At 70.7% G+C, this 25,594-nt stretch carries 26 protein-coding genes and 1 riboswitch; of the genes, 17 read left to right on the top strand and 9 right to left on the bottom strand.

Annotation, left to right across the window (positions count from 1 at the left end; translation table 11 throughout):
- The 3 genes from A9977_RS03595 to A9977_RS03605 are packed head-to-tail and all read left to right on the top strand — an operon-like array spanning window position 1 to window position 2,412.
- Window positions 1-726 (top strand): response regulator, encoded by a 726-nt coding sequence (locus tag A9977_RS03595; RefSeq protein ID WP_183023516.1) that lies wholly within the window; start codon window positions 1-3, stop codon window positions 724-726.
- Entirely contained in the window at window positions 711-1,892 is a 1,182-nt protein-coding gene (locus A9977_RS03600; RefSeq protein WP_183023517.1) for an ATP-binding protein, read from the top strand. The genes A9977_RS03595 and A9977_RS03600 overlap by 16 nt, the downstream gene beginning before the upstream one ends.
- A 37-nt stretch (window positions 1,893-1,929) precedes the next feature.
- Window positions 1,930-2,412 carry an energy transducer TonB gene (locus A9977_RS03605; protein ID WP_183023518.1) on the top strand — a complete coding sequence of 161 codons (483 nt, stop codon included), beginning with the start codon at window positions 1,930-1,932 and terminating at the stop codon, window positions 2,410-2,412.
- A 12-nt stretch (window positions 2,413-2,424) separates the two neighbouring features.
- On the opposite strand, the gene trmB is transcribed toward A9977_RS03605, so the two are convergent.
- The 4 genes from trmB to A9977_RS03625 form a co-directional block, all read right to left on the bottom strand.
- On the bottom strand, window positions 2,425-3,189 hold the full coding sequence (gene trmB, locus A9977_RS03610) for a tRNA (guanosine(46)-N7)-methyltransferase TrmB (RefSeq protein ID WP_183023519.1): 765 nt from the start codon (window positions 3,187-3,189) through the stop codon (window positions 2,425-2,427).
- Window positions 3,186-4,082 carry a tRNA glutamyl-Q(34) synthetase GluQRS gene (gene gluQRS / locus A9977_RS03615; protein WP_183023520.1) on the bottom strand — a complete coding sequence of 299 codons (897 nt, stop codon included), beginning with the start codon at window positions 4,080-4,082 and terminating at the stop codon, window positions 3,186-3,188. Before gluQRS ends, trmB begins: the two co-directional genes overlap by 4 nt.
- An 18-nt stretch (window positions 4,083-4,100) precedes the next feature.
- Window positions 4,101-5,171, bottom strand: coding sequence for an NAD(P)/FAD-dependent oxidoreductase (locus A9977_RS03620; RefSeq protein ID WP_183023521.1), 1,071 nt, complete (start codon window positions 5,169-5,171; stop codon window positions 4,101-4,103).
- Window positions 5,172-5,251: 80 nt separating this feature from the next.
- A complete protein-coding gene (locus A9977_RS03625) occupies window positions 5,252-6,205 on the bottom strand; it encodes a LysR family transcriptional regulator (protein ID WP_183023522.1) in 954 nt (317 codons plus the stop codon).
- A gap of 144 nt (window positions 6,206-6,349) precedes the next feature.
- Here A9977_RS03625 and A9977_RS03630 point away from each other — a divergent pair, with 144 nt between their 5' ends.
- The 4 genes from A9977_RS03630 to A9977_RS03645 all read left to right on the top strand — a co-directional run bounded on the left by A9977_RS03630 (window position 6,350) and on the right by A9977_RS03645 (window position 9,177).
- Entirely contained in the window at window positions 6,350-7,051 is a 702-nt protein-coding gene (locus A9977_RS03630) for a pirin family protein (RefSeq protein ID WP_183023523.1), read from the top strand.
- 167 nt (window positions 7,052-7,218) lie between these two features.
- Complete coding sequence (locus A9977_RS03635; RefSeq protein ID WP_183023524.1) at window positions 7,219-7,656, top strand: DoxX family protein; 438 nt, start codon at window positions 7,219-7,221, stop codon at window positions 7,654-7,656.
- A 31-nt stretch (window positions 7,657-7,687) separates the two neighbouring features.
- Window positions 7,688-8,242 carry a flavodoxin family protein gene (locus A9977_RS03640; protein ID WP_183023525.1) on the top strand — a complete coding sequence of 185 codons (555 nt, stop codon included), beginning with the start codon at window positions 7,688-7,690 and terminating at the stop codon, window positions 8,240-8,242.
- 17 nt (window positions 8,243-8,259) lie between these two features.
- Complete coding sequence (locus A9977_RS03645; RefSeq protein ID WP_183023526.1) at window positions 8,260-9,177, top strand: pirin family protein; 918 nt, start codon at window positions 8,260-8,262, stop codon at window positions 9,175-9,177.
- 129 nt (window positions 9,178-9,306) lie between these two features.
- Here the strand turns inward: A9977_RS03645 and A9977_RS03650 are convergent, their stop codons facing one another.
- Entirely contained in the window at window positions 9,307-10,092 is a 786-nt protein-coding gene (locus A9977_RS03650; RefSeq protein ID WP_183023527.1) for a sulfurtransferase, read from the bottom strand.
- 140 nt (window positions 10,093-10,232) lie between these two features.
- On the opposite strand from A9977_RS03650, the gene A9977_RS03655 reads away from it, so the two are divergent.
- The 4 genes from A9977_RS03655 (at window position 10,233) to A9977_RS03670 (ending at window position 16,213) form a co-directional block, all read left to right on the top strand.
- Window positions 10,233-11,288 (top strand): Ldh family oxidoreductase, encoded by a 1,056-nt coding sequence (locus A9977_RS03655; RefSeq protein ID WP_183023666.1) that lies wholly within the window; start codon window positions 10,233-10,235, stop codon window positions 11,286-11,288.
- A 57-nt stretch (window positions 11,289-11,345) separates the two neighbouring features.
- A complete protein-coding gene (dnaE, locus tag A9977_RS03660) occupies window positions 11,346-14,864 on the top strand; it encodes a DNA polymerase III subunit alpha (protein ID WP_183023528.1) in 3,519 nt (1,172 codons plus the stop codon).
- Window positions 14,865-14,982: 118 nt separating this feature from the next.
- Entirely contained in the window at window positions 14,983-15,843 is an 861-nt protein-coding gene (locus tag A9977_RS03665) for a cupin-like domain-containing protein (RefSeq protein ID WP_183023529.1), read from the top strand.
- A 208-nt stretch (window positions 15,844-16,051) separates the two neighbouring features.
- Window positions 16,052-16,213, top strand: a complete 162-nt coding sequence (locus tag A9977_RS03670; RefSeq protein ID WP_183023530.1) for a hypothetical protein — start codon at window positions 16,052-16,054, stop codon at window positions 16,211-16,213.
- A gap of 19 nt (window positions 16,214-16,232) precedes the next feature.
- Here the strand turns inward: A9977_RS03670 and A9977_RS03675 are convergent, their stop codons facing one another.
- The 4 genes from A9977_RS03675 to A9977_RS03690 form a co-directional block, all read right to left on the bottom strand.
- Complete coding sequence (locus A9977_RS03675; protein ID WP_183023531.1) at window positions 16,233-16,946, bottom strand: YebC/PmpR family DNA-binding transcriptional regulator; 714 nt, start codon at window positions 16,944-16,946, stop codon at window positions 16,233-16,235.
- A 73-nt stretch (window positions 16,947-17,019) separates the two neighbouring features.
- The gene (locus A9977_RS03680; protein WP_183023532.1) at window positions 17,020-17,835 is read right to left on the bottom strand and encodes a sulfite exporter TauE/SafE family protein; all 816 of its coding nucleotides are present in this window, start codon (window positions 17,833-17,835) and stop codon (window positions 17,020-17,022) included.
- Between the two features lie 291 nt (window positions 17,836-18,126).
- A complete protein-coding gene (locus tag A9977_RS03685) occupies window positions 18,127-18,462 on the bottom strand; it encodes a cell division protein ZapA (protein ID WP_183023533.1) in 336 nt (111 codons plus the stop codon).
- Entirely contained in the window at window positions 18,459-18,683 is a 225-nt protein-coding gene (locus A9977_RS03690; protein WP_183023534.1) for a DUF904 domain-containing protein, read from the bottom strand. The genes A9977_RS03685 and A9977_RS03690 overlap by 4 nt, the downstream gene beginning before the upstream one ends.
- A gap of 21 nt (window positions 18,684-18,704) precedes the next feature.
- Window positions 18,705-18,946: riboswitch (cobalamin riboswitch) on the top strand.
- Between the two features lie 82 nt (window positions 18,947-19,028).
- Between A9977_RS03690 and A9977_RS03695 the strand changes: the two genes are divergently transcribed.
- The 6 genes from A9977_RS03695 to A9977_RS03720 are packed head-to-tail and all read left to right on the top strand — an operon-like array spanning window position 19,029 to window position 25,490.
- The gene (locus A9977_RS03695; RefSeq protein WP_183023535.1) at window positions 19,029-20,984 is read left to right on the top strand and encodes a TonB-dependent receptor domain-containing protein; all 1,956 of its coding nucleotides are present in this window, start codon (window positions 19,029-19,031) and stop codon (window positions 20,982-20,984) included.
- On the top strand, window positions 20,969-22,318 hold the full coding sequence (locus A9977_RS03700) for a cobyrinate a,c-diamide synthase (RefSeq protein WP_310936083.1): 1,350 nt from the start codon (window positions 20,969-20,971) through the stop codon (window positions 22,316-22,318). Before A9977_RS03695 ends, A9977_RS03700 begins: the two co-directional genes overlap by 16 nt.
- Complete coding sequence (locus tag A9977_RS03705; protein ID WP_183023536.1) at window positions 22,305-22,865, top strand: bifunctional adenosylcobinamide kinase/adenosylcobinamide-phosphate guanylyltransferase; 561 nt, start codon at window positions 22,305-22,307, stop codon at window positions 22,863-22,865. The genes A9977_RS03700 and A9977_RS03705 overlap by 14 nt, the downstream gene beginning before the upstream one ends.
- A complete protein-coding gene (locus tag A9977_RS03710) occupies window positions 22,862-23,722 on the top strand; it encodes a helical backbone metal receptor (RefSeq protein WP_310936084.1) in 861 nt (286 codons plus the stop codon). The genes A9977_RS03705 and A9977_RS03710 overlap by 4 nt, the downstream gene beginning before the upstream one ends.
- Window positions 23,719-24,723, top strand: coding sequence for an iron ABC transporter permease (locus A9977_RS03715; protein WP_183023538.1), 1,005 nt, complete (start codon window positions 23,719-23,721; stop codon window positions 24,721-24,723). Before A9977_RS03710 ends, A9977_RS03715 begins: the two co-directional genes overlap by 4 nt.
- Entirely contained in the window at window positions 24,720-25,490 is a 771-nt protein-coding gene (locus A9977_RS03720) for an ABC transporter ATP-binding protein (RefSeq protein WP_183023539.1), read from the top strand. The genes A9977_RS03715 and A9977_RS03720 overlap by 4 nt, the downstream gene beginning before the upstream one ends.
- Window positions 25,491-25,594: the final 104 nt, after the last annotated feature.

Here is a 25,594-nt window from a genome sequence, read left to right on the forward strand (position 1 = left end):
ATCCCCCCCCGCACGGCCTCCGACCCCGGCCCGCTGGCGCTGGTCGTCGAGGACGAGTCGGGCATCGCCGACATCCTGGTGGCCTACCTGCAGCGCGACGGCATGCGGACCCAGCGCGCGGTCGACGGCCCCTCGGCGCTGCGCCTGTTTGGCCAGTTGCGGCCCGACATCGTGCTGCTCGACATCCACCTGCCCGGCATGGACGGCGTGGACGTGCTCAAGGCGATCCGCAGCGACAGCGACACCCCGGTGATCATGGTGACCGCGCTGGCCGACGACGTCGACAAGCTGCTGAGCCTGCGCATGGGGGCCGACGACTACGTGGTCAAGCCCTTCAGCCCGGCCGAGGTGGTGGCGCGGGTGCGCGCCGTGCTGCGCCGCACCGGGGCCCGTCCGGCCGAGACGCGCGCGGCGCCGATCCGCGTTGGGCGCCTGGTGGTGGACATGGAGGCCCACGGCGCCTCGACCGTCGACGACGACGGCACGCTGCACCCGCTGCCGCTGACCCTGACCGAATTCCGCCTGCTGGCCTGCCTGGCCAGTCAGCCGCGCCGCTGCTTCTCGCGCAGCCACCTGATCGAGACCTGCCTGCCCGAGAGCGACGCGCTCGACCGGGTGATCGACTCGCACCTGAGCAAGCTGCGGCGCAAGCTGCAGGACGCGGGCCAGGAAGGGCTCATCGAGACGGTGCGCAGCATCGGCTACCGCCTATGGCCCGGCCCCTAGACCGCATCTGGATCCGCTTCGGGCTCTGGATCGCGGCCACGGTGCTGGTCACCATCGCGATCCTGGGGGCGAGCGTCATGCTGTTCTCCGAGCTGCAGTACCGGGGCTTCTACGGCAGCCTGCCGGAGAACGTGCAGCAGGAGCTCGACGTGCTGCAGGATCGCTCGCTGGAAGACAGCCCGCGCGCCATGCAGATCTACGGCCAGTACTGGCGCGGCGACCTGCTGTTCGGCGAGAAGTGGTCGCTGCTGATCGGCCTGCTGGTGTGCCTGCCCTTCGGCCTGGCCGCGGGCTTCTGGGTCTCGCGCTTCGTCACCTTGCCGCTGGCCTCGATGGCCGAGGCCGCGCAGCGCGTGGCGCTGGGCGATTTCTCGGTGCGCGCCGAGCCCGGCGGGGAACGCGGCGAGATGGCCGACATGGTCAACGACTTCAACCACATGACGGACGCGCTGGAGCAGCTGGAGCGCGAGCGCAAGGCCACGGCGGCGGCGGTCTCGCACGAGCTGCGCACCCCGCTGGCCGTGCTGCGCGCGCGCCTGCATGCGGTGTGCGACGGCGTGATTCCGGCCGACGGCGCGGAATTCCGCACCCTGCTGGACCAGGTCGAGCACCTGGGGCGGCTGGTGGACGACCTGCACATGCTGTCGATGGCGGATGCGGGCGGCCTGTCGCTGCAGACCGCGCGGGTGGACCTGGCGATGCTGGTGCAGGACACCGTGGCCGGCTACGCCAGCCGGCTGGCCGAGCACGGCATCGCGCCGGAGCTGGACATCGGCCAGGGCCATGTCTGGGTCCATGCCGATCCGGACCGGATGCGCCAGGTGATCTCCAACCTGACCGAGAACGTGCTGCGCTATGCGCGCGACGGCGCCTGGCTGGGCATCCGGCTGCGGGCGGACACCGGCGCAGGCATGGCGGTGCTGAGCATCAGCGATGCCGGGGCCGGGCTGCCCGAGGACGTGTGCCAGAACCTGTTCCAGCGCTTCCAGCGCTCGGACAACTCGCGCTCGCGCGCCACCGGCGGCTCGGGCCTGGGCCTGTCGATCGTGCACATGCTGGTGCTGCGCCAGGGCGGCGAAATCTCCGCCGACGGCTCCGCGCGGGGCGGCACGCGCTTCACGATCCGCATGCCCCTGCTGGCGGCCGATCGACGCGGCCCGGCCTGAAGCGGCAGCCGCGCCGCCCGCCTTCCGATAATGGGGAATGCCATCCCCCTCACGCCCGACGCCGATCCTCTCGGCACTCCTGCTCTCCATCGTGCTGGCCGGCTGCACGATGCCCCGCAAACCCCCGACCGACGACGAGATGCTCCCGCCGTCCGCGGGACCGGTCGCGCATCCGCCGACGATCGCCGTCGAGCAGGCCGCACCGCCGATGGTCAGCGTCGCCCCCGCGCCGCCGGCCCCGGCGGCCGTCGTGCTGCCCGTGCCGCTGCGCCGGCCGGCGCCGGTCTTTCCGGCGGCGCTGGCCGAGCGCGGCATCGACGGCACGGTGGTGGCGAGCTTCTTCGTCGACACGCTGGGCGTGCCCGAGACCGTGCGCATCCTGCGCAGCCCGCATCCGCTGCTCGACGCCGCGGTGGTGGAAGCGGTGCGCCAGTGGCGCTACGAGCCGGCGCGCGATGCCCAGGGGCGCGCTGTGCGTCACCTGGTGCAGGTGCCGTTCCGCTTCCGCCTCGAGGACTGAGGCGGCCGCGCCTCAGGCGCGCCGGAACACCAGGTCCCAGACGCCGTGGCCCAGCTTGAGGCCGCGGTTCTCGAACTTGGTCAGCGGGCGGTAGTGCGGCTTCTCGGCATAGGCGGCGGCCGTGTTGCGTAGCAGCGGCTCCTGCGACAGCACCTCGAGCATCTGCTCGGCGTAGGGCTGCCAGTCGGTGGCGCAATGGATGTAGCCGCCCGGCTGCAGGTGCTGCGCCAGCTTGGTCACGAACTCGGCCTGGATCAGGCGGCGCTTGTTGTGCCGCTTCTTGTGCCAGGGGTCGGGAAAGAAGATGTGGACACCGGCCAGCGTGCCGGGCTGCAGCATGTGGTCGAGCACGTCGACCGCGTCGTGCGCGCAGATCCGGATGTTCGGGATCGACTGTTCGCCGATGCGCTTGAGCAGGGCGCCCACGCCGGGCTCGTGCACCTCACAGCAGAGGAAGTTGGTCTCGGGCAGCACGGTCGCGATGTGGGCCGTGGCCTCGCCCATGCCGAAACCGATCTCGAGCACGGTCGGGGCGGCGCGGCCGCCGAAGGCCGCCGTCAGGTCCAGCGCCTCGGGCGTGTAGGGCAGCAGGAACAGCGGTCCCAGTTCGGCGAAGGCCCGCGCCTGGCCGTCGGTGGTGCGGCCCGCGCGCTTCACGAAGCTCTTGAGGCGCCGGTGCAGCGGATGCGGTAGGGACGCGTCGGGGGCGCCGTCGTCGGTGGCGGGCGCGTCTTCGCTGGGCGGGAGGTCGTGGGGCACGGTGTCGGGGAAGTTCATGAGGGCCGCGAATTGTAGAGAGCGCGCCATTCGGGCACCCAGCCGGCCAGCGCGGCCGCGCAATTCAGGGCCGGGGTGGCCGCCAGGCCCAGCACGCGCGCGGCCCGGTCGAGCGCGGCCAGGGCGGCTTGCGGCGTGCCGGTGTCGAGCGCGGTGGCGCCGTTCTGCTTCGACAGCTTGTCGCCGTCGGCGCCGCGCACCAGCGGCGTGTGGAGGTAGCTCGGCGTGGGGAAGCCGAGGGCGCGCTGCAGCAGGATCTGGCGCGCGGTGTTGTCGGCCAGGTCCTCGCCGCGGACCACGTCGGTCACGCCCTGCTCGGCATCGTCCACCACCACCGCCAGCTGGTAGGCCCAGGGGCCGTCGGCGCGGCGCAGCACGAAGTCGCCGACCTCGCCGGCCACGTCCTGCCGCTGCGGGCCCAGCCGGCGGTCGGTCCAGCGCAGTTCGGCATCGACCTTGAAAGTGGCGAAGCGCCAGGCGCGCGCGGGCTTGCCGTGCAAGCCGTCGCGGCAGGTGCCGGGGTAGACGCGCTCGCCGTGCCGCTCGGGCGCCTGGCCGCGCTGCGCCAGCGCCTCGCCGATGTCCTTGCGCGAGCAGCCGCAGGGATAGGCAAGGCCCTGCGCCTGCAGCGCGGCCAGCGCGGCTTCGTAGCGCGCGCCTCGCTGGGTCTGCCAGACCGGCGCCTCGTCGGGCCGCAGGCCGCAGGCCGCCAGCTGCTGCAGGATGTGCGTGCCCATGCCGGGCAGGCAGCGCTCGGTGTCGGCGTCCTCGATGCGCACCAGCCACTGGGCCTGCGGGCCGCGGGCGCGCACGTCGAGCCAGCTGGCCAGCGCGGCGACCAGCGAACCCGCATGCAGCGGGCCGGTCGGGGAGGGGGCGAAGCGGCCGCGCATGCGGTCGGCGGGCGGGCCTTAGATCACCGCCAGGGCCAGCGACAGGCCCGAGAGGAAGGCGTCCTCGACCCGGTGGCCCATGCACCAGTCGCCGGCCAGGCCGATGCGGGCCTTGGCGTCCCACAGGTGAGGCTTGCCCAGCGGGGCCTGGGTCTGGGCCTCGGGCCAGCAGCGGGCGCGCGCATAGCTGGGCGTGGCGTGGATGCCGGTGATCTCCGAGAAGGCGCGCAGCAGCTTGGCCTCGACGCGGGAAGCGTCGTCGCGCAGGTGTTCCTGCGACCAGGTGGGGCTGGCCTGCAGCGTCCAGCGCTCGACCGGCTCGCGGCCGGGCTTGGACGATTCGCGCGCCAGCCAGGCCACGCGGTGGTGGGTGCTGCGCGCCGCGTTCCATTGCGGGCCCAGGTGCGGCAGCGTGGGCTGGCTGGCCTGGGGGAAGGCGATCATCAGGGTCCAGCAGGGCGAGGCCTGCACCTTGGCGATGTTGCGCTCCAGCGTGGGCGCGATCTTGCTGCGGCCCAGCAGCAGTCGCGCACGCGCGGGCGGCACGGCCAGCAGCACGGCATCGAAGCCGGAATGGACGGGGGCCGCGTCGCCCTCGGTGCGCAGCTGCCAGCGGCTGCGGTCGAGCGCGTCGGGCTCGATCTGCAGCACCTGGGCGCCGGTCACCAGGCGCTGGCCCAGCGGCTCTGCCCAGTGCGCCACCAGCGCGTCCATGCCGGGCTGCGCCACGTAGTGCGGGTCGCGCGCGGGCAGGGCGGCCTCGGCCACGCGGCCGTGGGGGTCGAGCACGCGCACGAGGTTGGCGCTCCAGGGGCGGCAGATCTTGGTGGCGGTCTGCAGGGCCAGCGCAAAACGCTCGTCGCGCACGGTGAAGTACTGGGCGCCGCTGTCAAAGCGGCCGAAGGCCGTGGATTCGCTGGCCATGCGGCCGCCGGCGCTGGCCTCGGCCTCGAACACGGTGACCTCGTGGCCGGCCTGCAGCAGCGTGCGGGCGCAGGCCACGCCGGCCATGCCGGCGCCGACGATGGCGAAGTGACGGGGGCCGGTGGCGGTGCTTCGGTGACGGTCGGCGGGCAGGGTGGTGGTCATGGCAGGTCTCTTTCTGGAAGGCGTTCGATGACGGGACGATGACGGTTGGGCAGCTGACTCTACATCGGCTTGCGGGGCGTTCAGCGGCCGCGATGCCGCTCGAGCAATGCGCGCCGCGTGCCCTCGTGCTCGAACTGCGCGAGCCACCACTCGAGCGCGCGTCCGGGCTGCGCATTGCTGCGCACGCGCCAGGCCAGGTGCATCTGCCCCACGGGCTGGACTCGCTCGGTGCGCAGCTCGACCAGGTGGCCGGCCTCGATGTAGGGCCGCGCCATGGGCTCGGGCAGGAAGCCGCCGCCCAGGCCGTGCAGCTGGGCCGACAGCTTGGCCTGCATGGTGGGCACGGTCAGCACGTCCTGCCCGCCGATCAGGTTGACCGTCATGCGCGGGCCGGCGCGCGAGGAGTCGGCCGCGGCCACCGCGCGGTGCGCGCGCAGCGCGGCATCGCTGAGCGGCTGCGGCAACGCGGCCAGCGGATGATGCGGCGCCACCGCGTAGACGAAGCGCAGCTCGCCCAGCAGCCGGGTGCGGATCGACGGCGCGGTGAAGCCCAGGGCGGCCGCATCCAGCACCGAGCCCACGGCCAGGTCGGCCTCGCCGCTGGCCAGCGCCTCGATGGTGCCCAGCAGGGTCTCGTCGCGCAGCTTGAGCCGGGTCGGCGGCTCGAGCGCGTAGAAGGCGCCCACCAGGTCGAGCATCGGGTCGCGCGCGATCACGCTGTCCATGGCGATGGTCAGCAGCGGCTCCCAGCCGGTCGCCACGCGCTTGACGCGGTTGGCCACGGCCTCGAGGTCGCCCAGCAGCCGCGGCGCCTCGCGCATCAGCTCGGCGCCGGCTTCGGTGAGCCGGGCCTGGCGCGCGCTGCGGTCGAACAGCAGCACGTCGAGCGCGTCCTCGATCTGGCGCACCCGGTAGCTCAGCGCGCTGGGCACCAGGTCGAGCACCCGGGCCGCGCCCGCGAAGCTGCCGGCGCTGACCACCGTCTGCAGCATGGCCAGGGCCTCGGGGGTCAGGACGTCGCGGGCGTTGGGCATGGTCTGAAGGTCATTCAAAAAAATTGAATGGTGCCATCAAAAGCGGGCCACTGCAGGGCGGAACGGCCGCCCTAAAGTTACATGCATCCGCTGCGCACACGGCGCGGCCCTTCGAAAGAGGCCCCAGGGCCCAGGAGTTCAACGATGTTGACGATTCGCAAATCCCAGGAACGTGGCTACGCCGATCACGGCTGGCTCAAGTCCTTCCACAGCTTCTCCTTCGCCGGCTACCACGACCCGGCCCACATGGGCTTCGGCAACCTGCGCGTGATCAACGAGGACCGCGTCGCGGCCGGCGCCGGCTTCGGCACCCATGGCCACAAGGACATGGAAATCATCAGCTATGTGCTGTCGGGCGAGCTGGCGCACAAGGACAGCATGGGCAACATCGAGAGCATTCCGCCGGGCGACGTCCAGCGCATGAGCGCGGGCCGCGGCGTGATGCACAGCGAGTTCAACCACAAGAAGGACGAGACCACGCACTTCCTGCAGATCTGGCTGCTGCCCAACGAGCGCGGCATCGCGCCGGGCTACGAGCAGAAGCAGTTCGATGCGGCCGACAAGCGCGGCCGGCTGCGGCTGGTGGCCTCGCCCGACGGCAGCGAGGGCTCGGTCACGGTGCATGCCGATGCGCGGCTCTACGCCGGTCTGCTGGATGGCGACGAGAAGGCGGCGCTGACGCTGGACCCGGCGCGCAAGAGCTATGTGCACCTGGTGCGCGGCGAGCTCGAGGTCAACGGTCGCAAGCTGGTGACCGGCGACGCCGCGATGCTCGAAGGCGAGGCGCAGCTGGCGCTGGCCGGCGGCAAGGATGCCGAAGTGCTGGTGTTCGATCTCGCCGCCTGAGAACGAGCGAATGAACCTGCTGCGCACCCCGATCCCGCATCTGCGGTGCTCACCGCACGCAAGTGCGGCTCCGCTCCTCGACGCAGGCTCGGCGCGCTCGCGACGGTTCCTTCGCCCGTTCTGACCCGTCTTTTCTCTTTCCATTTTTTCAACCGAGGAGTTTTTTCATGTCCACCATCACCACCACCCGCCCGACGGGCGTCTCCACCACCGGCAGCCAGGACGTCGCCGCGCTCGTCGGCCGCATCCTGCTGGCCGCCTTGTTCGTGCCCGCCGGCTTCGGCAAGCTCATGGGCTTTGCCGGCACGGTCGGCTACATCGCCTCGGTCGGCCTGCCGGTGCCGCAGGTCGCGGCCGTGGTCGCGATCCTGGTGGAGCTGGGCCTGGGCCTGGCACTGCTGGTCGGCTTCAAGACGCGCTGGGCCGCCATCGGCATCGCGCTGTTCACGCTGGTCGCGACCTTCTCCTTCCACAACTACTGGGCCATGGCCGCCGACAAGGCCTTCGTGAACCAGCTGATGTTCTTCAAGAACATCGCCGTGGTCGGTGGCCTGCTGGTCGTCTGGGCCTTCGGTCCGGGCCGGCTGAGCATCGACAAGCGCTAAGCTGCGTTTTATTTTTCAAGAGGATCGCTCCATGCCCCGCATCGCCGTCGTTTTCCATTCCGGCTATGGCCACACCCAGCGCGTGGCGCAGGCGGTGGCGGAGGCTGCGGGCGCCGAACTGATCGCCATCGACGCCGACGGCAACCTGGCCGCCGGCGGCTGGGAAGCCCTGGCCGAGGCCGACACCATCGTGTTTGGCTCGCCGACCTACATGGGCGGCGTGAGCTGGCAGTTCAAGAAGTTCGCCGATGCCTCGTCCAAGGTCTGGTACGCCGAGGGCTGGAAGGACAAGCTCTTCGCGGGCTTCACCAACAGCGCGACCATGAACGGCGACAAGGTCGCGACCATGGGCTACCTCTGGACGCTGGCCATGCAGCATGGCGGCCTGTGGATCAGCATGGGCATCCATCCCGCCAACGACAAGGCCGCGCGCCGCGATGCGCTCAACTACGTGGGCGGCTACGGCGGCCTGCTGACGGTCTCGCCCTCCGACGCGAGCCCGGCCGAGATGGCCAAGGGAGACTTCGACACCGCGCGCGCCTTCGGCGAACGCGTGGCCCAGGTGACCGCGGCACGCACACGATGAATGAAGGAACGAAAAGAATGACCGCACCCACGCTGCTTCGCCCCCACGACAAGGACCTCGGTGGCGGCTTCAAGGTCCGCCGCCTGCTGCCGGCCGCGCAGCGCCGGTCGGTCGGCCCCTTCGTCTTCTTCGATCATTTCGGGCCGGCCACCGAAACCCCCGACACCCAGCACGACGTGCGCCCGCATCCGCACATCGGGCTGGCCACCGTCACCTATCTTTTCGAGGGCGCGATGATGCATCGCGACAGCCTCGGCAGCGTGCAGGAGATCCTGCCCGGCGCCATCAACTGGATGACCGCCGGGCGCGGCATCGTGCATTCGGAGCGCAAGCCCGAGCGCCTGCGCGCCGACGACTACGTGAACCACGGCCTGCAGCTGTGGGCCGCGCTGCCGCAGGCCTTCGAGGAGGTCGAGCCCAGCTTCACGCACACCGCGGCCGACGCGATCCCCGAAGCCGACGAACAGGGTGCGCGCGTGCGCGTGCTGATCGGCGAAGCCTTCGGCCTGCGCTCGCCCGTCAAGACCTTCGCGCCCACGCTCTACCTCGACATCGCGCTGCCCGCGGGCACCTCCTTCGTGCTGCCCGCGCTGGCACCCGAGCTGGCGGTGTACCCGGTCGACGCCGATGTGCGCATCGACGGCGTGGCGGTCGAGGCCCACACCATGGCCGCGCTGCCGGCCGGGCAGGGCGCAACCTTGAGCGCCGACACGGCGGTGCGCCTGATGGTGGTCGGCGGCGCGCCGCTCGACGGCCCGCGCTACATCACCTGGAATTTCGTCTCGAGCCGGCGCGAACGCATCCTGCAGGCCGGTGACGACTGGGCCGCCCAGCGCATGGGCCAGGTGCCGGGCGAGACCGAGTTCATCCCGCTGCCGGGGCATCCGTTCCAGGTGCAGAGCCCGGCGCCGGACACGGGGACCACGCCGGCCTGAGTTTCTTTTCCTTCTCCTTTTGGGAGAGGGCAGGGTGAGGGCGGCGGCGGTCGTTCGACAACGTGCTTCAGCGAGGGCTGCCAGCCCTCACCCCCACCCTCTCCCGGAGGGAGAGGGAGTAAGACAAGCTCAGCCCTTGAGCGCCAGGTCCGGGTCTTCCGCGGCCCGCGCGCTCGCCGCGTTGCCGGTCGCGCTCAGGTCGGGCGCCAGCGTGCGGCGGCCGTCGAAGACGAAGCAGTCGCCGCGGTAGTGCGCGCCGCCGATGGTTTCGAAGTATTTGAGGATGCCGCCCTCGAGCTGCAGCACGTTCTCCACGCCCTGTTCGCGCATCAGGATCGCGGCCTTCTCGCAGCGGATGCCGCCGGTGCAGAAGCTCACCACCGTCTTGCCCGCGAGCTCGTCGCGGTGGTCCAGCAGCGCCTGCGGGAACTCGGTGAATTTCTCGATCCGCCAGTCGATCGCGCCCTCGAAGGTGCCGTGGTCGACCTCGAAGGCGTTGCGCGTGTCGAGCAGCACCACGGGCTGCCCGGCGTCGTCGTGCCCCTGGTCGAGCCAGCGCTTGAGCGTCTCGGCCTCGACCCCCGGCGCGCGGCCCGCCGCCGGCTGGATCGCGGGATGGTCCATGCGGATGATCTCGCGCTTGACCTTCACCAGCATGCGGCGGAAGGGCTGGGTATGGGACCAGCTCTCCTTGGTCTCGAGCGTGGCGAAGCGCGGGTCGGCGCGCAGTTCGGCGACGAAGCCGTGCACTTCCTCCGGCGCACCGGCCAGGAACAGGTTGATGCCCTCGGGCGCCAGCAGGATGGTGCCCATCAGCTGGCGGGCCTGCGCGCTGGCCAGCAGCACGGGTTTCAGGGCGAGGGGGTCTTCAATGGCGCTGAAGAGATAGGCGGCGATGTTGAGGATGGGAAGCACGGGCGGAATTGTAGAAGCGCCGGCTGCCCGGCCGCGGCGCCGCTTCTTGACCTGGCGCAAGGTGCGGCGTCTTCGGGCGATCTAGCATGGGCCTTTGCCCGTCCGGCCCCTGGCCTGCTACACACACACACCGCATGAGCATCCGCCTCGCCATTCCCGCCGCCCTGCGCTTCGTCGAGAACCTGCTGCGCAAGCAGGGCGTGCCCGAGGACATCGCCCAGGCCGTGGCGCTGCACCTGGTCGAGTCCGACCGCGTGGGCTACGCCAGCCACGGCATCTCGATCCTGCCGGGCTACGCCAAGGCGCTGGCCGAGGGGCAGCTCGACGGCAGTGCGCGGCCCGAGCTGCTCAACGACAGCGGCAGCCTGCAGGCCTGGCACGGCCACCACGGCTTCGGCCAGTTCGTGGGCCGGGAGGTCATGGCCTCGGCCGTCGAGGCCGCACGCCGGCACGGCCACTGCATCGTCACGCTGCGCGACAGCCACCACCTGGGCCGCATGGGCCACTACGGCGAGCAGGTGGCGGCCGCGGGCATGGTGCTGATGGCCTTCACCAACGTGACGCACCGGCCGCCGATGGTCGCGCCCTTCGGCGGCGCCGAGGCGCGCATGACGACCAACCCCTTGTGCTTCGCGAGTCCGCTGCCCGATGGCCGGCCGCCGTTGATCGTCGACATGGCGACCAGCACCATCGCGCTCAACAAGGCGCGCGTGCTGGCCGACGAGGGCGAGCCGGCGCCGCCCGGCGCACTGATCGACGGGCAGGGCCGGCCCACCACCGACCCGGCCGCGATGTTCGCCGACCCGCCGGGCGCGCTGCTGCCCTTCGGCGGCCACAAGGGCTATGCGCTGGGCGTGGTGGCCGAGCTGCTGGCCGGCGTGCTGTCGGGCGGCGGCACGATCCAGCCCGCGCACCCGCGCCGCGGCCTGGCGACCAACAACCTGTTCGCGCTGGTGTTCGACCCGGCACGGGCGGGCGCGGCGGCCTGGCAGGCGCAGGAGACCGGCGCCTTCATCGACTACCTGCTGTCCTGCCCGCCGCAGCCGGGCCGGGGCGCGGAGGAGGGCGTGCAGTACCCGGGCGAGTACGAGGCGCGCCACCGCGCGTGCCATGCCACGCACATCGAACTGGGCGAGGCCGGCTGGAAGGCGCTGGCCGACCTTGCGGCGCGGCTGGGCGTGGACGGCGCGCCCTAACATATTGCAACCCGGCCCGCGGCCGGCGCGGGCGGCCCGGCTTCCTACAATGGCGCGATGTTTGTCCATCTGCGCCTGCACACCGAATTCTCCGTCGTCGACGGCACCAACCGCATCGACGAAGTCGTGGCCGCCGCCAAGGCCGACCGCCAGCCCGCGCTGGCCATCACCGACCTGAACAACCTGTTCGGCGGTGTCAAGTTCTACAAGGAAGCGCGCGGCGCCGGCATCAAGCCGGTGCTGGGCGCCGAAGTCTTCATCGAGGGCCTGGGCGCCGAGCCCGGCGCGCTGACCCGGATCATCCTGCTGGTGCAGAACACCGAGGGTTATCTCCACCTGTCCGAGCTGCTGGCGCGGGCCTGGACGCAGAACGTCGGTCGCGGGCAGTCGCAGGCCGCCTGCAAGCTGGCCTGGCTGGAGGAACTCAACGGCGGGCTGATCGCGCTCTCGGGCGCGCAGGCCGGGCCGCTGGGCGCGGCGCTGCTGCAGGGCCAGGCCGAGCGCGCGGGCGAACTCGCGCTGCAGCTGGCCGGCCTGTTCCCGCACCGCTTCTACATCGAGCTCCAGCGCGCCGGCCGGCCCGAGGACGAGCCGCACGTGATCGCCGCGGTGCAGCTGGCCGCGCGGCTCAAGCTGCCGGTGGTCGCCACGCACCCGGTGCAGTTCGGCACCGCCGAGGACTACGAGGCGCACGAGGCGCGCGTCTGCATCTCCGAGGGCGAGATCCTGGGCAACCCGCGCCGCGTGCGCAAGTTCACCCGCGACCAGTACTTCAAGTCGGCCGCCGAGATGGAGGCGCTGTTCGCCGACGTGCCCAGCGCGATCGCCAACACGGTCGAGATCGCCAAGCGCTGCAACCTCACGCTGGTGCTGGGCAAGCCGCAGCTGCCCGACTTCCCGACGCCCTTCGTCTCCGAAGGCGTGCGCATGCCGATCGACGACTTCTTCCGCCAGGAGTCCTTCGAGGGCCTGGAGGTGCGGCTCAAGCACCTCTATCCCGATGCGGCCAAACGCGACGCCGAGCGGCCGCGCTACGTCGAGCGGCTGGAGTTCGAGATCAACACGATCCTGAAGATGGGCTTCCCCGGCTACTTCCTGATCGTGGGCGACTTCATCCAGTGGGCCAAGGCCAACGGCTGCCCGGTGGGACCGGGCCGGGGCTCGGGCGCCGGCTCGCTGGTGGCCTATGCGCTCAAGATCACCGACCTCGACCCGCTCGAGTACGCGCTGCTGTTCGAACGTTTCCTGAACCCCGAACGCGTCTCGATGCCCGACTTCGACATCGACTTCTGCCAGGGCAACCGCGACCGGGTGATCGACTACGTGAAGGACAAGTACGGCCGCAACGCCGTGAGCCAGATCGCCACCTTCGGCACCATGGCCGCGCGCGCCGCGATCCGCGACGTGGGCCGGGTGCTCGACATGAGCTACATGTTCTGCGACGGCGTGAGCAAGCTGATCCCGAACAAGCCCGGCATGTCGGTCACGCTGCAGTACCCGCCCGAGAAGAAGATCGAGGGCGACAAGAACAACTACGCCATCGAGATGGAGCCCCAGCTCAAGGAGCGCATCGAGAAGGAAGAGGAAGTCCGGATGCTGGTCGAGCTCGCGCAGAAGCTCGAGGGCATGACCCGCAACATCGGCATGCACGCAGGCGGCGTGCTGATCGCGCCCGGCAAGCTCACCGACTTCTGCCCGCTCTACCAGCAGCCGGGCAGCGAGTCGGCCGTGAGCCAGTACGACAAGGACGACGTGGAGGCCGTGGGCCTGGTCAAGTTCGACTTTTTGGGCCTGGCCACGCTGACCATCCTGGAGATCGCGCGCGAGTTCATCGTCAAGCGCCACAAGGGCCGCGAGAACTTCAACTACGAGGACATCAAGCTCGACGACGCCGCCACCTACCGGCTGTTCTCCGACGGCAAGACCGAGGCGGTGTTCCAGTTCGAATCGCGCGGCATGCAGGGCATGCTCAAGGACGCGCGGCCGACCCGGCTGGAAGACCTGATCGCGCTCAACGCGCTGTACCGCCCGGGCCCGATGGACCTGATCCCCAGCTTCGTGGCGCGCAAGCACGGCCGCGAGACGGTGGAGTACCCGCACCCGGCCGTGGCCCAGATGCTCTCCGAGACCTACGGGATCATGGTCTACCAGGAGCAGGTGATGCAGACCGCGCAGATCCTGGGTGGCTACTCGCTCGGCGGCGCCGACCTGCTGCGCCGCGCGATGGGCAAGAAGAAGCTCGAGGAGATGGCCGAGCACCGCGAGAAATTCCGCGCGGGCGCGCTCGCCACCCACGGCATCCCGCAGGACAAGGCCGACGAGATCTTCGACTTGATGGAGAAGTTCGCGGGCTACGGCTTCAACAAGTCGCACGCGGCCGCCTACTCGCTGCTGGCCTACCACACGGGCTGGCTCAAGGTCCACTACACGGCCGAGTTCTACTGCGCCAACATGACCGTGGAAATGGACGACACGGACAAGCTCAAGCTGCTGTTCGAGGACGCCACCAAGAACTTCGGCATGAGCTTCGAGCCGCCGGACGTGAACCGCGGCAACTACCGCTTCGAGCCCGTGACCGACAAGGTGATCCGCTACGGGCTGGGTGCCGTCAAGGGCACGGGCCAGCTGGCGGTCGAGGCCGTGGTGCGGGCGCGGGAAGAGGGCGGGCCGTTCAAGAGCCTCTACGACTTCTGCGTGCGCATCGACCGCCAGCGCATCAACAAGCGCACGGTCGAGGCGCTGATCAAGGCCGGCGCCTTCGACGCGATCCAGCAGAACCGCGCGTCGCTGCTGGCCTCGCTCGACCGGGCCTTCGAATTCGCCGCGGCCACGGCCGCCAACGCCTCGCAGGTCGACATCTTCGGCGACTGCGAGCACGGCTCGGCCTCGCAGGAGCCCGAGCTGGTCGACGCCACGCCCTGGGGCGTGAAGGAGCGGCTGACCTACGAGAAGACCGCCGTCGGCTTCTACCTGTCGGGCCACCTGTTCGACGAGGTGGCGCACGAGGTGCGGCGCTTCTGCAAGCGCCAGATCGACGACCTGCTCGACGGCCGCGAGCCGCAGGTGATCGCCGGCATCGTGAGCGACATGCGGGTGATCAACGGCCAGCGCGGCCGGCTGGCCATCTTCAAGCTCGACGACAAGTCGGGCGCGATCGACGCCACCGCCGACGAGGCGGTGATGAACGCCAACCGCAACACGCTCAAGGACGACGAGCTGGTCATCGTCAGCGGGCGCTTGCAGCCCGGGCGCAACGGCTTCGAGGCCCGCTTCCAGGTGCAGCAGGTCTGGGACCTGGCGGCGGCGCGCTGCCGCTTCGGCCGCTACCTGCGCGTGGCGGTCAACGGCAAGGCGCCGGACATCGCGCAGCTGGTGAAGGACTTCCCGCCGCGCATCGAGATGAGCGAGGTGGGCGAGCTGCGCCAGGGGCTGCCGGTGCGGCTCACGATGGCGCGCGGCGGCGCCAAGGTCGAGCTCGAACTGGGCGAGCGCGCCAAGTTCTTCCCCAACGACGCAGCGCTCGCGAGCTGGACCGCGCAGGCCGAGGCCGGGAAGGCCGTGATCGTCTACGACTGAGACGCGGGTGTGCCGAAATAACTTGTTGCAGTTAGTAAAAAGGACTACATTCCAGCCCGCGCCATCCGGCGCAGCCGCGCGGCGCCATGCCCGCGGCAAGAGAGAACTGGAGTGGGCGATGCAGTGTTTCGAGGACGGTGCGGCGTTCGAGCATTTCGACCGCGAGGCCTTCAAGTTCCAGCACAAGCTCATGGGCCATCCGGCGCTGAGCCTGGAGAACCTGGCGCGCGTGATCCCGGCCCTGCCGCCCAAGCGCGTGATGTACTCGATGGGTCGGCTCAAGGAAGGCGACGACTTCGAAGGCACCTTCAGCCGCAAGCCGGCCGAGCGCAGCATCGAGGAGACCATCGAGAACATCCGGGTCAGCGATTCCTACGTGATGGTCAGCGGACCGGAGATCGATCCGTCCTTCGCGTCGCTGCACCGCGAGCTGATCGGCGACGTCGAGAGCCTGATGCGCCGCCACGGCGTGGGCACCGAGGCGGTCGACCCGCAGCTCTACCTGTTCATCGCCTCGCCCAACAGCGTCACGCCCTTCCACATCGACCGCTATTCGACCTTCCTGATGCAGTTCCGCGGCAGCAAGGAGGTGACCGTGTTCCCGCAGTGGGACGAGCGGGTCGTGACCGCGGTGCAGCGCGAGGCCTACGTGTCCTATGCCAACACGCGGCTCCACTGGTCGAAGGAGACCGACGCGCTCGGCACCTGCTTCGCCTTCCAGCCGGGCGAGGCCATCCACATCCCCTTCGTCGCGGGCCACCACGTGCGCAACGGGCCCGACGACGTATCGATCTCGATGTCGATCATCTTCAACACGCGCCAGTCGATGGCCTGGCGCCGCGCGCTCAACTTCAACCACGCCTCGCGCCGCGTGCTGGGCCGCTTCGGCATGGCGCCCGCGCCCATCGGCGCTCAGGCCTGGCGCGACAGCGCCAAGTCGGGCCTTTGGCAGGCTGCCAGCCGCCTCCGCGGGCGTTGAGCAACCCGGGCCGCAGTGTTGTCTTTGGTGTTACGGGTACGAAGCTTTTCTTCGTAACGTGACGGGTACATCGCCCCGGCGGGGCGCCGTCGAGTCATGGCAATGACTTACCTGGGCCCTACAGTGCCTTCTGTCCGCAGCAGGCCGTGGCACGCACTTTGCATTCTTTGTCTCCGAGCTGTGATTCCCAAACAGCAGGAGCCGAGACATGGACAGCAGATTCGAACAGTGGACCGCCATGACCGACGAGTACGCCCAACTGCTGCTGGCCATCGCCAACGGCGAAGCCGGTGCGTGGACGCGGCTTCGACAACTGTCCGAGGACATCCGCGCCCTCGACTTGGTGGAGACGGCCGAGCTCGAGGCCTGAGCCTCGCGCGGCCGGCCGCTCAGCCGGCGAGCCCGACGTACACGTTCTGCACGTCGTCGTTGGCGTCGATGGCCGCCAGGAAGACTTCGACTTCCTCCAGGTCCGCCGCGCTCAGGCTGGCCGGATCGACCGGGTTCTTGGGCTTGTAGCCCAGCTTGGCCGACAGCACGGTGAAGCCCTGTGCGGGCAGCGCGCGGCTCACCAGGTCGAGGTCGGCCGGGGCCGTGAGGAACAGCGTTGCGCCTTCCTCATGGCCGGGCTCGAAATCCTGGGCGCCGGCTTCGATGGCCGCGAGTTCGGGATCGGCACCCGCGGTGGCCGGCTCGGCCTCGATCATGCCGAGGTGGTCGAAATCCCAGGCCACCGAGCCCGAGGTGCCCAACTGGCCCTTGCGGAACAGCACCCGCATCTCGGGCGCGGTGCGGTTCACGTTGTCGGTCAGGCATTCGACCATCACCGGCACCCGGTGCGGCGCGAAGCCTTCATAGATCACATGCTCGAAATGCACCGCCTCGCCGGTCAGGCCCGCGCCCTTCTTGATCGCGCGGTCGAGCGTTTCCTTGGGCATCGAGACCTTGCGCGCCTGCTCGACCACCAGCCGCAGCCGGGCGTTGGAGGCCGGGTCGGCGCCGCTGCGTGCCGCGATCATGATGTCCTTGGCCAGTTTTCCGAACATCCGGCCCTTGGCATTGGCGGCCAGGTCCTTGTGCTTTGCTTTCCACTGTGCGCCCATGGCTTGCTCCTAGTTGGGCGGACGGTCCGGGCCGCCCGCAGGAATGAATGATTTTGCGCGCCGGATCGGTGGCTCAGCCGCCGAGACCCTTCCAGAGCATGTACGCGGCCAGCAGGTACAGCACGCTGGCGAACACCCGCTTGAGCTTCTTCACCGGCAGGCTGTGCGCTGCCCGGGCGCCCAGCGGGGCGGTGAACACGCTGCAGGCCGCGATCACGACCAGCGCCGGCAGCCAGATGTAGCCGAAGGCGCCGGCGGGCAGGCCCTGCACCGAGGTACCGCTGAGGACGTAGCCCACCACGTTGGCCACGGCGATCGGGAAGCCCAGCGCCGCGCTGGTGGCGACGGCGTTGTGGATCGCGACGTTGCACCAGGTCATGAACGGGACGCTGATGAAGCCGCCGCCCGCGCCGACCAGGCCCGAGATGAAGCCGATCACGCCGCCCGCGGCGAACTGGCCGCCGGTGCCGGGCATCTGGCGCGTGGGGGTCGGCTTCTTGTCGAGGAACATCTGCGTGGCGGAGAAGCCCACGAACAGCGCGAAGAAGATCGCCAGCGCCGTGCCCTTGAGCAGCGCGAACACGCCCAGGCTGCCCACCAGGCTGCCGACCACGATGCCAGGCGACAGCCGCTTGACGATGTCCCAGCGCACCGCGCCGCGCTTGTGGTGCGCGCGCACGCTCGAGACCGAGGTGAAGACGATGGTGGCCATCGAGGTCGCGATCGCCATCTTCACCGCCAGGTCGGGCGACACGCCGCGCTGGCCGAGGATGATGGTGATGAAGGGCACCATCACCATGCCGCCGCCGATGCCCAGCAGCCCGGCGAGGAAGCCGCTGCCGATGCCCAGCAGGGCGAGTTCCACGATCAACAGCGGTTCGAGCGGCATGGGCGGTGCGGGGCGGAAAAGACGACGGCCCCGATCAAGGGGCCGTCGCCAGGAAAAAAGGTGTCTGCAGTGGGGTGCGCCGGACCCGCATCCTGAACCAGGGTTCAGGTGGGCGAGGGCAGCAGGACTTCGGGTTCATCTGACGCGAGATGATCACGCCCGTCCAGCGATGTACCAAGCCCGGCTCCGGAGAGCATTGGAACAAGGAAATATTAAGCCCGACGCGCACTGCAGACAGGCGTGATTTTACGCCTGCATCGACCCCGCCCGCGTGACCGCGCGGGCTTTTTGTCAGAGCAGGTGGTTGTCGCGCGCGAGGGCCTGGTCGAGGCGCTGCAGCAACTGCGCGGCGCGCTCGGCATCGTGCGCGCTGTGGGCCGTGGGCTCGGCCTCGGCGGGCGCCGGCGCGGGGGCTTCGGCCGCTTCGGGCTGCTGGCCCAGGTCGAAGGCCAGGTTCAGCGCGGCCAGCACCGCGATGCGGTCACGGGCCTTCACCTTGTTGGCATCGCGGATCTTGCACATGGCGAGGTCGACGCGTTCGACCGCCTCGCGCAGCTGCGCTTCGCCGCCTTCGGGGCAGCCGAGCAGGTAACTCTGTCCCATGATCTGGACTTCGAGCTGTTTCATGGGGTGGCGGGATCCTGTGGCGGGTCGAGGGGCAGCCGCTCCAGGACCGCGTCGATGCGCGTGCGTGCGGCGGCGAGGCGCGACTTGAGCGCGTCGCGTTCGCGCGTCAGCGCATCGACCTGTTCCTGCAGCAGCGTGTTGGTGCGCTGAATTTCTTCGTGGCGCACGAGCAGACGTTCAACGCGCTCGGCAATCTGATCGATGGGGCTCTGTGCGGACATGGCTGCAGATTGTAGGGGCGCCTTAGAATCGCCCGCGTTGGTGCTCGCACCGCGGTTCACGCGGCGCAGTTCAACGGGAAGCAGGAACCAGAGCTCTTCGGGCCGCGGTCAGCCTGCGCTGCCCCCGCAACGGTCCAGCAGACGGCGCATTCACGCGCGCCGCTTTCGTCACTCAGCCACTGGGCGCCCTGAAACAGGCGCCTGGGAAGGCGACGACAGTCGTTCTGCCAGCCCGGATACCGGCCAACGAGGAGAGGGTGGGTGCGCGTGATGCGCGGCCGCCTTCGTGACGCCCACACGTCCGGCGGGGAAGCCGGACAGGGTTTTGTTCTCAAGTTCGTCCCCATGAAGAATCGTTTTTCTCCCGACGGCGCCCGCGCGCCGGTGTCCGTGCGTGTGCGCACCGCCGCCCTGCCGCTGGCTGCCCTGAGCGCGGCCATCGCCGTGGCGCTGCCCGGCCTGGCGCTGGCCCAGCAGCAGTCGCTGCCCGAAACCGTGGTCACGGCCACGCGCGTGGCACAGCCGCTGTCGGACCTGACCTCGGACGTGTCCATCGTCGACCGCGAGACCATCGAGCGCAGCGGCGCCACCGGCGTGGCCGACGTGCTGGCGCGCCTGCCCGGCATCGAGATCAGCCGCAACGGCGGCATCGGCAACACCACCAGCGTGTTCATCCGCGGCGCCGAATCGCGCTTCACCGCGGTCTACATCGACGGCGTGCGCATCGACTCGCAGTCCACCGGCGGCGCCGGCTGGGAAGGCATCCCGCTGGGGCAGATCGACCGCATCGAAGTCCTGCGCGGCCCGGCCGCGGCGGTCTATGGCTCCGATGCCATCGGCGGCGTGATCCAGCTGTTCACCAAGCGCGGCGAAGGCCCGGCCACGCCCTTCGTCGGCGTGGCGATCGGCAGCAACAAGCTGCGCAAGGCCGAGGCCGGCCTGAGCGGGACGGCGGGCGTGAACGGCGCCTTCGACTACTCGTTGGGCGTCTCGCACGAGGAGAGCGACGGCTTCAACATCCAGCCGCTCGAGAAGCGCAACCCGGTCAAGACCGCGCAGTACGCGGCCGACGGCTGGACCAGCCCCGACCGCGACGGCTACCGCAGCACTGCGGCCAATGCGCGCCTGGGCTTCCAGATCAATCCGGCGCACCGGCTCGAAGGCACCTTCCTCTACAACGACATCGAGGCGCAGTACGACGCCTCGAAATCGGGCGCACGCCCGCCGGCCGTGTTCCCTGACGACATCTCGACCAACACGCTGCGCACCGCGGGCGTGTCCTGGATCGCCAAGTGGACCGACAACTACACGACGCGGCTGCAGGTCACCGACAGCAAGACCACCTACCAGACCGACCCGAGCTTCTACCGCACCGAGACCGCGCTGCGCGGCTACCTGTTCCAGAACGAGCTGCACTTCGGCGCGCACCGTTTCACGGCCGCGCTCGAGCGCCGCGAGGACGATCTGGAAAACGCCGCCACCGCCTCGGCCAAGCTGCTGGCGCGCGATCGTTCGCAGGACGCGGTGTCGCTGGGCTACGGCTTCGTGCAGGGCCCGCACACGGTGCAGCTGCAGGCGCGCCGCGACGACGACAGCGAGTTCGGCGCCAAGACCACCGGCAGCGCGGCCTATGGCTATGCGATCACGCCGCAATGGCGCGCCACCGCCTCGGTTGGCACCGCCTTCCGCGTGCCCACGCTCTACCAGCGCTTCAGCGAATACGGCGTGGCCAGCCTGCAGCCCGAGGAAAGCCGCAACGTCGAGCTGGGCCTGAACTGGACCTCGGGTGCCAGCAACGCCGGCGTGGTGGTCTACCGCAACAAGGTGCGCAACCTGATCACCTACGACGGCAGCGCCCGCGGCTGCCTCTCGAGCTTCGGCTGCTATGCCAACACCGCGCGCGCCGAGTACGAGGGCCTGACGCTGACCGCCGGCCACCGCATCGGCGACGTGACGCTGCGCGCCTCGGCCGACTTCCAGGATCCGCGCGACCTCGGCACCGACAAGCTGCTGGCCCGCCGCGCGCGCCGCCACGGCATGCTGGGCGCCGACTGGAAGGTCGCCGGCTGGACCTTGGGCGCGGAGGTGCAAACTTCGGGCATGCGCTATGACGATGCCGCCAACCTGCGCCGCCTGGGCGGCTACACCGTGCTCAACCTGGTCGCGAGCACGAAGCTCACGCCTTCGCTGACGCTGATCGGCCGGCTGGACAACGCGGGCGACAAGGACTATTCCTTCGCCCGCATCTACGCCACCGCGGGCCGCAGCGCCTACCTCGGGCTCAAGTGGTCGCCCCAGTAAGCCACAGCGCCACCTGCGCCGCCGTGCTCGTGGCCGCGCCTGCCTCCGGGCAGGGCAAGACCACGGTCACGGCCGCGCTGGCCCGCCTGCACGCACGCGCCGGGCGGCGCGTGCGCGTGTTCAAGTGCGGGCCCGATTTCCTCGACCCGCGCTGGCTCGCGCTGGCCAGCGGCGCGCCCGTGCATTCGCTCGATCTCTGGATGAACGGCGAAGCCGACTGCCGCGCGCGCCTGCATGCGGCGGCGCGCGAGGCCGATCTGCTGATCGTCGAGGGCGTGATGGGCCTGTTCGACGGCACGCCGAGCGCGGCCGACCTCGCTGTGCATTTCGGTTTGCCCGTGCTGGCCGTGATCGACGCGCGCGCCATGGCCGGCACCTTCGGGGCGCTGGCCTACGGCCTGCAGCATTTCAAGCCCGGCCTGCCGTGGTTCGGCGTGCTGGCCAACCGCGTGGCGAGCGAACGGCATGCGGGCATGCTCGAAGGCGCGCTGCGCAATCCCGCGCACTGGCTGGGCGCGCTGCCCAAGGGCGAGGATTTCACGCTGCCCGAACGGCACCTGGGCCTGGTCGCGGCCGACGAGACGCAGGATGCGCTGGCCCGGCTCGATGCCGCCGCCGATGCGCTCGCGGCCACGCCGCTGGGCCGGCTGTCGGTGGCGCAGCTGCCGCAGGTGCGCTTTGACGCTTCAGAGGTCGAGGCCATTGCGCCGCTGCTCGCGGGGCGCACGATCGCGATCGCGCACGACGCCGCCTTCGCCTTCATCTATCCGGCCAACCTCGAGGTGCTGCGTTCGCTCGGGGCGCGCCTCGCATTCTTTTCGCCGCTGGCCGGCGATGCCTTGCCGGAATGCGATGCCGTCTGGCTGCCCGGCGGCTACCCCGAACTGCACGCCGAAAAATTGGCCGCCTGCACGCCCTTGCGCGATGCACTGGTCGCGCATGCCGCGGCCGGCAAGCCGGTCTGGGCCGAGTGCGGCGGCATGATGGCCCTGTACGACACGCTGGTCACGGCCGACGGCGAATCCCACGCGATGTGGGGCCTGCTGCCGGGCCGCGTGACGGTGCAGAAGCGGCTCGCGGCGCTCGGGCCGCAGCAGCTGGCCCTGGCCGGGCACAGCCTGCGCGGCCACACCTTCCACTACTCGGTCTGCGACTCGCCGCAGCCTGTGGCGGCGCGCACCACGCGCCCGAACACCGACGCCGGCGGCGAAGCGGTCTATGTGCGCGGCACGCTGCGCGCGAGCTATTTCCACGCCTGGTTCGCCTCCAGTCCCGAAGCCACCGCGCGGCTGTTCGATGCCGCGCCGATCGGATTCCCGCATGACGACAGCTGAACGCGAATTCCTGCTCGGCGGCCAGAAGAGCGGCAAGTCGCGCCGCGCCGAGGAACGCGCGGCCGCCTGGCTGGCCGCCTCACCCGCGCACGATGCGGTGCTGATCGCCACCGCCACAGCCTGGGACGACGAGATGCGCGACCGCATCGCGCGCCACCAGGCCGACCGCGCCGAGCGCGTGCCGGGCCTGCGCACCGTCGAGGAGCCGGTGCAGCTGGCGGAGGCCCTCGCGGCCCACAGCGCGCCGGGCACGATGGTGCTGGTCGACTGCCTCACGCTGTGGCTGACGAACCTCACGATGCCGATGGAGGGCGCGGCCCGCGATGCGGCGCAGGCCATCGCGGCGCTGCGGGCCGCCTTGCGCGCGGCGCGCGGCCCGGTGGTGCTGGTGGGCAACGAGATCGGCCTGGGCGTGATCCCGATGGGCCGCGAGGTGCGCGCCTTCGTCGATGCGCTGGGCCGGCTCAACCAGGACGTCGCGGCCGAATGCGATCGCGTCACGCTGATGGCAGCAGGCCTGCCGCTGACCCTCAAGGAACCGACGTGAAGCGCTGGCTGCCCGGGTTGCTGCTCCTGCTGACGGGCCTCGCGCACGCCCAGCCCATCGAGATCACCGACGAGCGCGGCGTGCACGTGAGCCTGCCGCGCGCGCCGCAGCGCATCGTGACCTTGCTGCCCTCGCTCACCGAATCGGTTTGCGCGCTGGGCGCCTGCGAGCGCCTGATCGGCGTCGACCGCTACTCGAACTCGCCGGCCTCAGTGCGCGCGCTGCCGCAGCTCGGCGGCGGCATCGATCCCAACGTCGAGGCCATCGTCGCGCTCAAGCCCGACGTGGTGCTGCTGGCCAAGTCCTCGCGCGTCACGCAGCGGCTCGAAACCCTGGGTCTCAAGGTGCTGGTGCTCGAGCCCAAGACCCATGCCGACGTCAAGCGCGTGCTCGACCAACTGGGCCGCGTGCTGCAGGCCGACGATCCGCAGCGCGTCTGGCGCGCGATCGACGCCAGCGTCTCGGCGGCGGCGCAGTCGCTGTCGCCCGCGGCCAAGGCCACGCGCGTCTATTTCGAGGTCAACAGCGGCCCCTACGGCGCGGGCGAGAGCTCCTTCATCGGCGAGACGCTGACGCGGCTGGGCGTGAAGAACATCGTGCCCGCGGCGCTGGGCCCGTTCCCCAAGCTCAACCCCGAGTTCGTGGTGCGCGCCAATCCCGACCTGATCATGGTCAGCGTGCGCAGCGCCGCGGGCATGGAACAGCGCCCGGGGTGGGCCAGCATCCGCGCGGTGCGCGACGGCCGCATCTGCCGCTTCGCGCCGGAAGAGTCCGACGTGCTGGTGCGGCCCGGCCCGCGCATGGGCGAAGCCGCGCGCATCATGGCCCGCTGCCTGGCCGACAAGGCGCCGAAATGATCCGACACCGGCAACGCATCTGGCTGCTCGCGGCCGTGCTGATGCTGCTGTGCGCGGCCCTGCTGCTGCTGGGCGTGGGCATCGGCAGCACCGGTTTCGAGAGCGTGCTGGCCGCGCGCCACGACCCCATCGCGCTGCAGATCGTGCAGGAGATCCGGCTGCCGCGCACGCTGGGCGCCTGGTTGGCCGGCGCCTTGCTGGGCCTGGCGGGCGCAGTGGCGCAGGGGCTGTTCCGCAATCCGCTGGCCGACCCCTACCTGCTGGGCAGCGCCTCGGGCGCCTCGCTGGGCGTGGCGCTGGCGCTGGCCCTGTTCGGCGCTTCGCCCTCGACCACGCAATGGCTGGTGCGCCTGGGGCTCACCGGCGCGGCCTTCGTGGGGGCGGTGCTGGCGGTGCTGCTCACGCTGATGCTCGCGCGCGGCGTGCAGCAGACGCTGCGGCTGCTGCTGGCCGGCGTGATCGTCGGCGTGGTGCTGGGGGCCGCGAAGGACCTGGTGACCATCGGCTCGGCCGACATCCTGCAGGCGCTGCAGGGCTTCATGCTGGGCGGTACCGGCCTGGTCGGCTGGAGCGCCTGCGCGGTGATGGCCGGGCTCGGCGCCATCTGCCTGCTCGCGGGCTGGGCGCTGGCGCCGGTGCTCGATGGCCTGGCGCTGGGCGAGGCCACGGCCGCCAGCCTGGGCCTGCCGCTGGGCGCGATGCGCGCGGCGCTGGTCGCGGTGCTGGCGCTGGCCACCGGCACGGCCGTGGCCCAGACCGGGCTGATTGCCTTCGTCGGCCTGGCCGCGCCGCACCTGGTGCGCTCCATCGTCAAGACCACCCACGCCTGGCTGATCGTGCTGTCGGCCGTGATGGGCGGCCTGCTGCTGATGGCGGCCGACCTGCTGGCGCGCTGGCTGATCGCGCCGCAGGAGCTGCCGGTGGGCGTGCTCACCGCCGTTCTGGGCGGCAGCTACCTGCTGTGGCTCATGCACCGGCGCGGACGCGGAGGCATCCGGTGAGCGCGGCCCTCGAAGCACGCCAGGTCGGCGCGTCGCTGGGCGGCACGCCGGTGCTGCACGCCATCGACCTGGCCATCGCGGCCGGCCGCTGGACCAGCATCGTCGGGCCCAACGGCGCGGGCAAGTCGACCCTGCTGCGCGTGCTCGCGGGCCTGCTGCCGCACGGCGGCGAGGTGCGGCTGTTCGACGCCTCGCTGCACGGCCTGCCGGGCCGCGTGCGGGCGCGGCGCATGTCGTGGCTGGGGCAGGGCGGGGCGGGCGAGAGCAGCGCCGACGACCTGCTGGTCTACGACCTCGCGATGCTGGGCCGCATGCCGCACCAGCGCTGGCTCGCACCGCCCAGCGAGGCCGACCGCGCCGCGGTCGAGCGCGCGCTGCGCAGCACCCAGGCCTGGGAGTGGCGCGACCGGCCGCTGGGCCAGCTCTCGGGCGGCGAACGCCAGCGCGTGCTGCTGGCGCGCGCGCTGGCGGTCGAGGCCGAGGTGCTGCTGATGGACGAGCCGCTGGCCAACCTCGACCCGCCGCACCAGTCCGACTGGATGCAGACCATGCGCGCGCTGGTGGCCGAGGGCCGCACCGTGGTCAGCGTGCTGCACGAACTCTCGATGGCGCTGGCCGCCGATGCGCTGGTCGTGATGGACCGCGGACGCATGGTGCACCACGGCGGCTGCAGCGACCCGGCCACCCATGCAGCGCTCGAGCAGGTGTTCGAGCACCGTGTTCGCGTGCATCGCGTGGCGGAACAATGGATTGCGTTGCCGACATGACATACGGGATCGGGATCGGACAGCCGGACGCAGAAGACGCGGGGGTTTCGCAGAGGACGCGGAAGAAGACATTCAAAGACTTGTCTTGGTTTTCCTTTTGCGCC

The sequence above is a fragment of the Variovorax sp. UMC13 genome, assembly GCF_014170375.1.
Lineage (GTDB): Bacteria > Pseudomonadota > Gammaproteobacteria > Burkholderiales > Burkholderiaceae_C > Variovorax.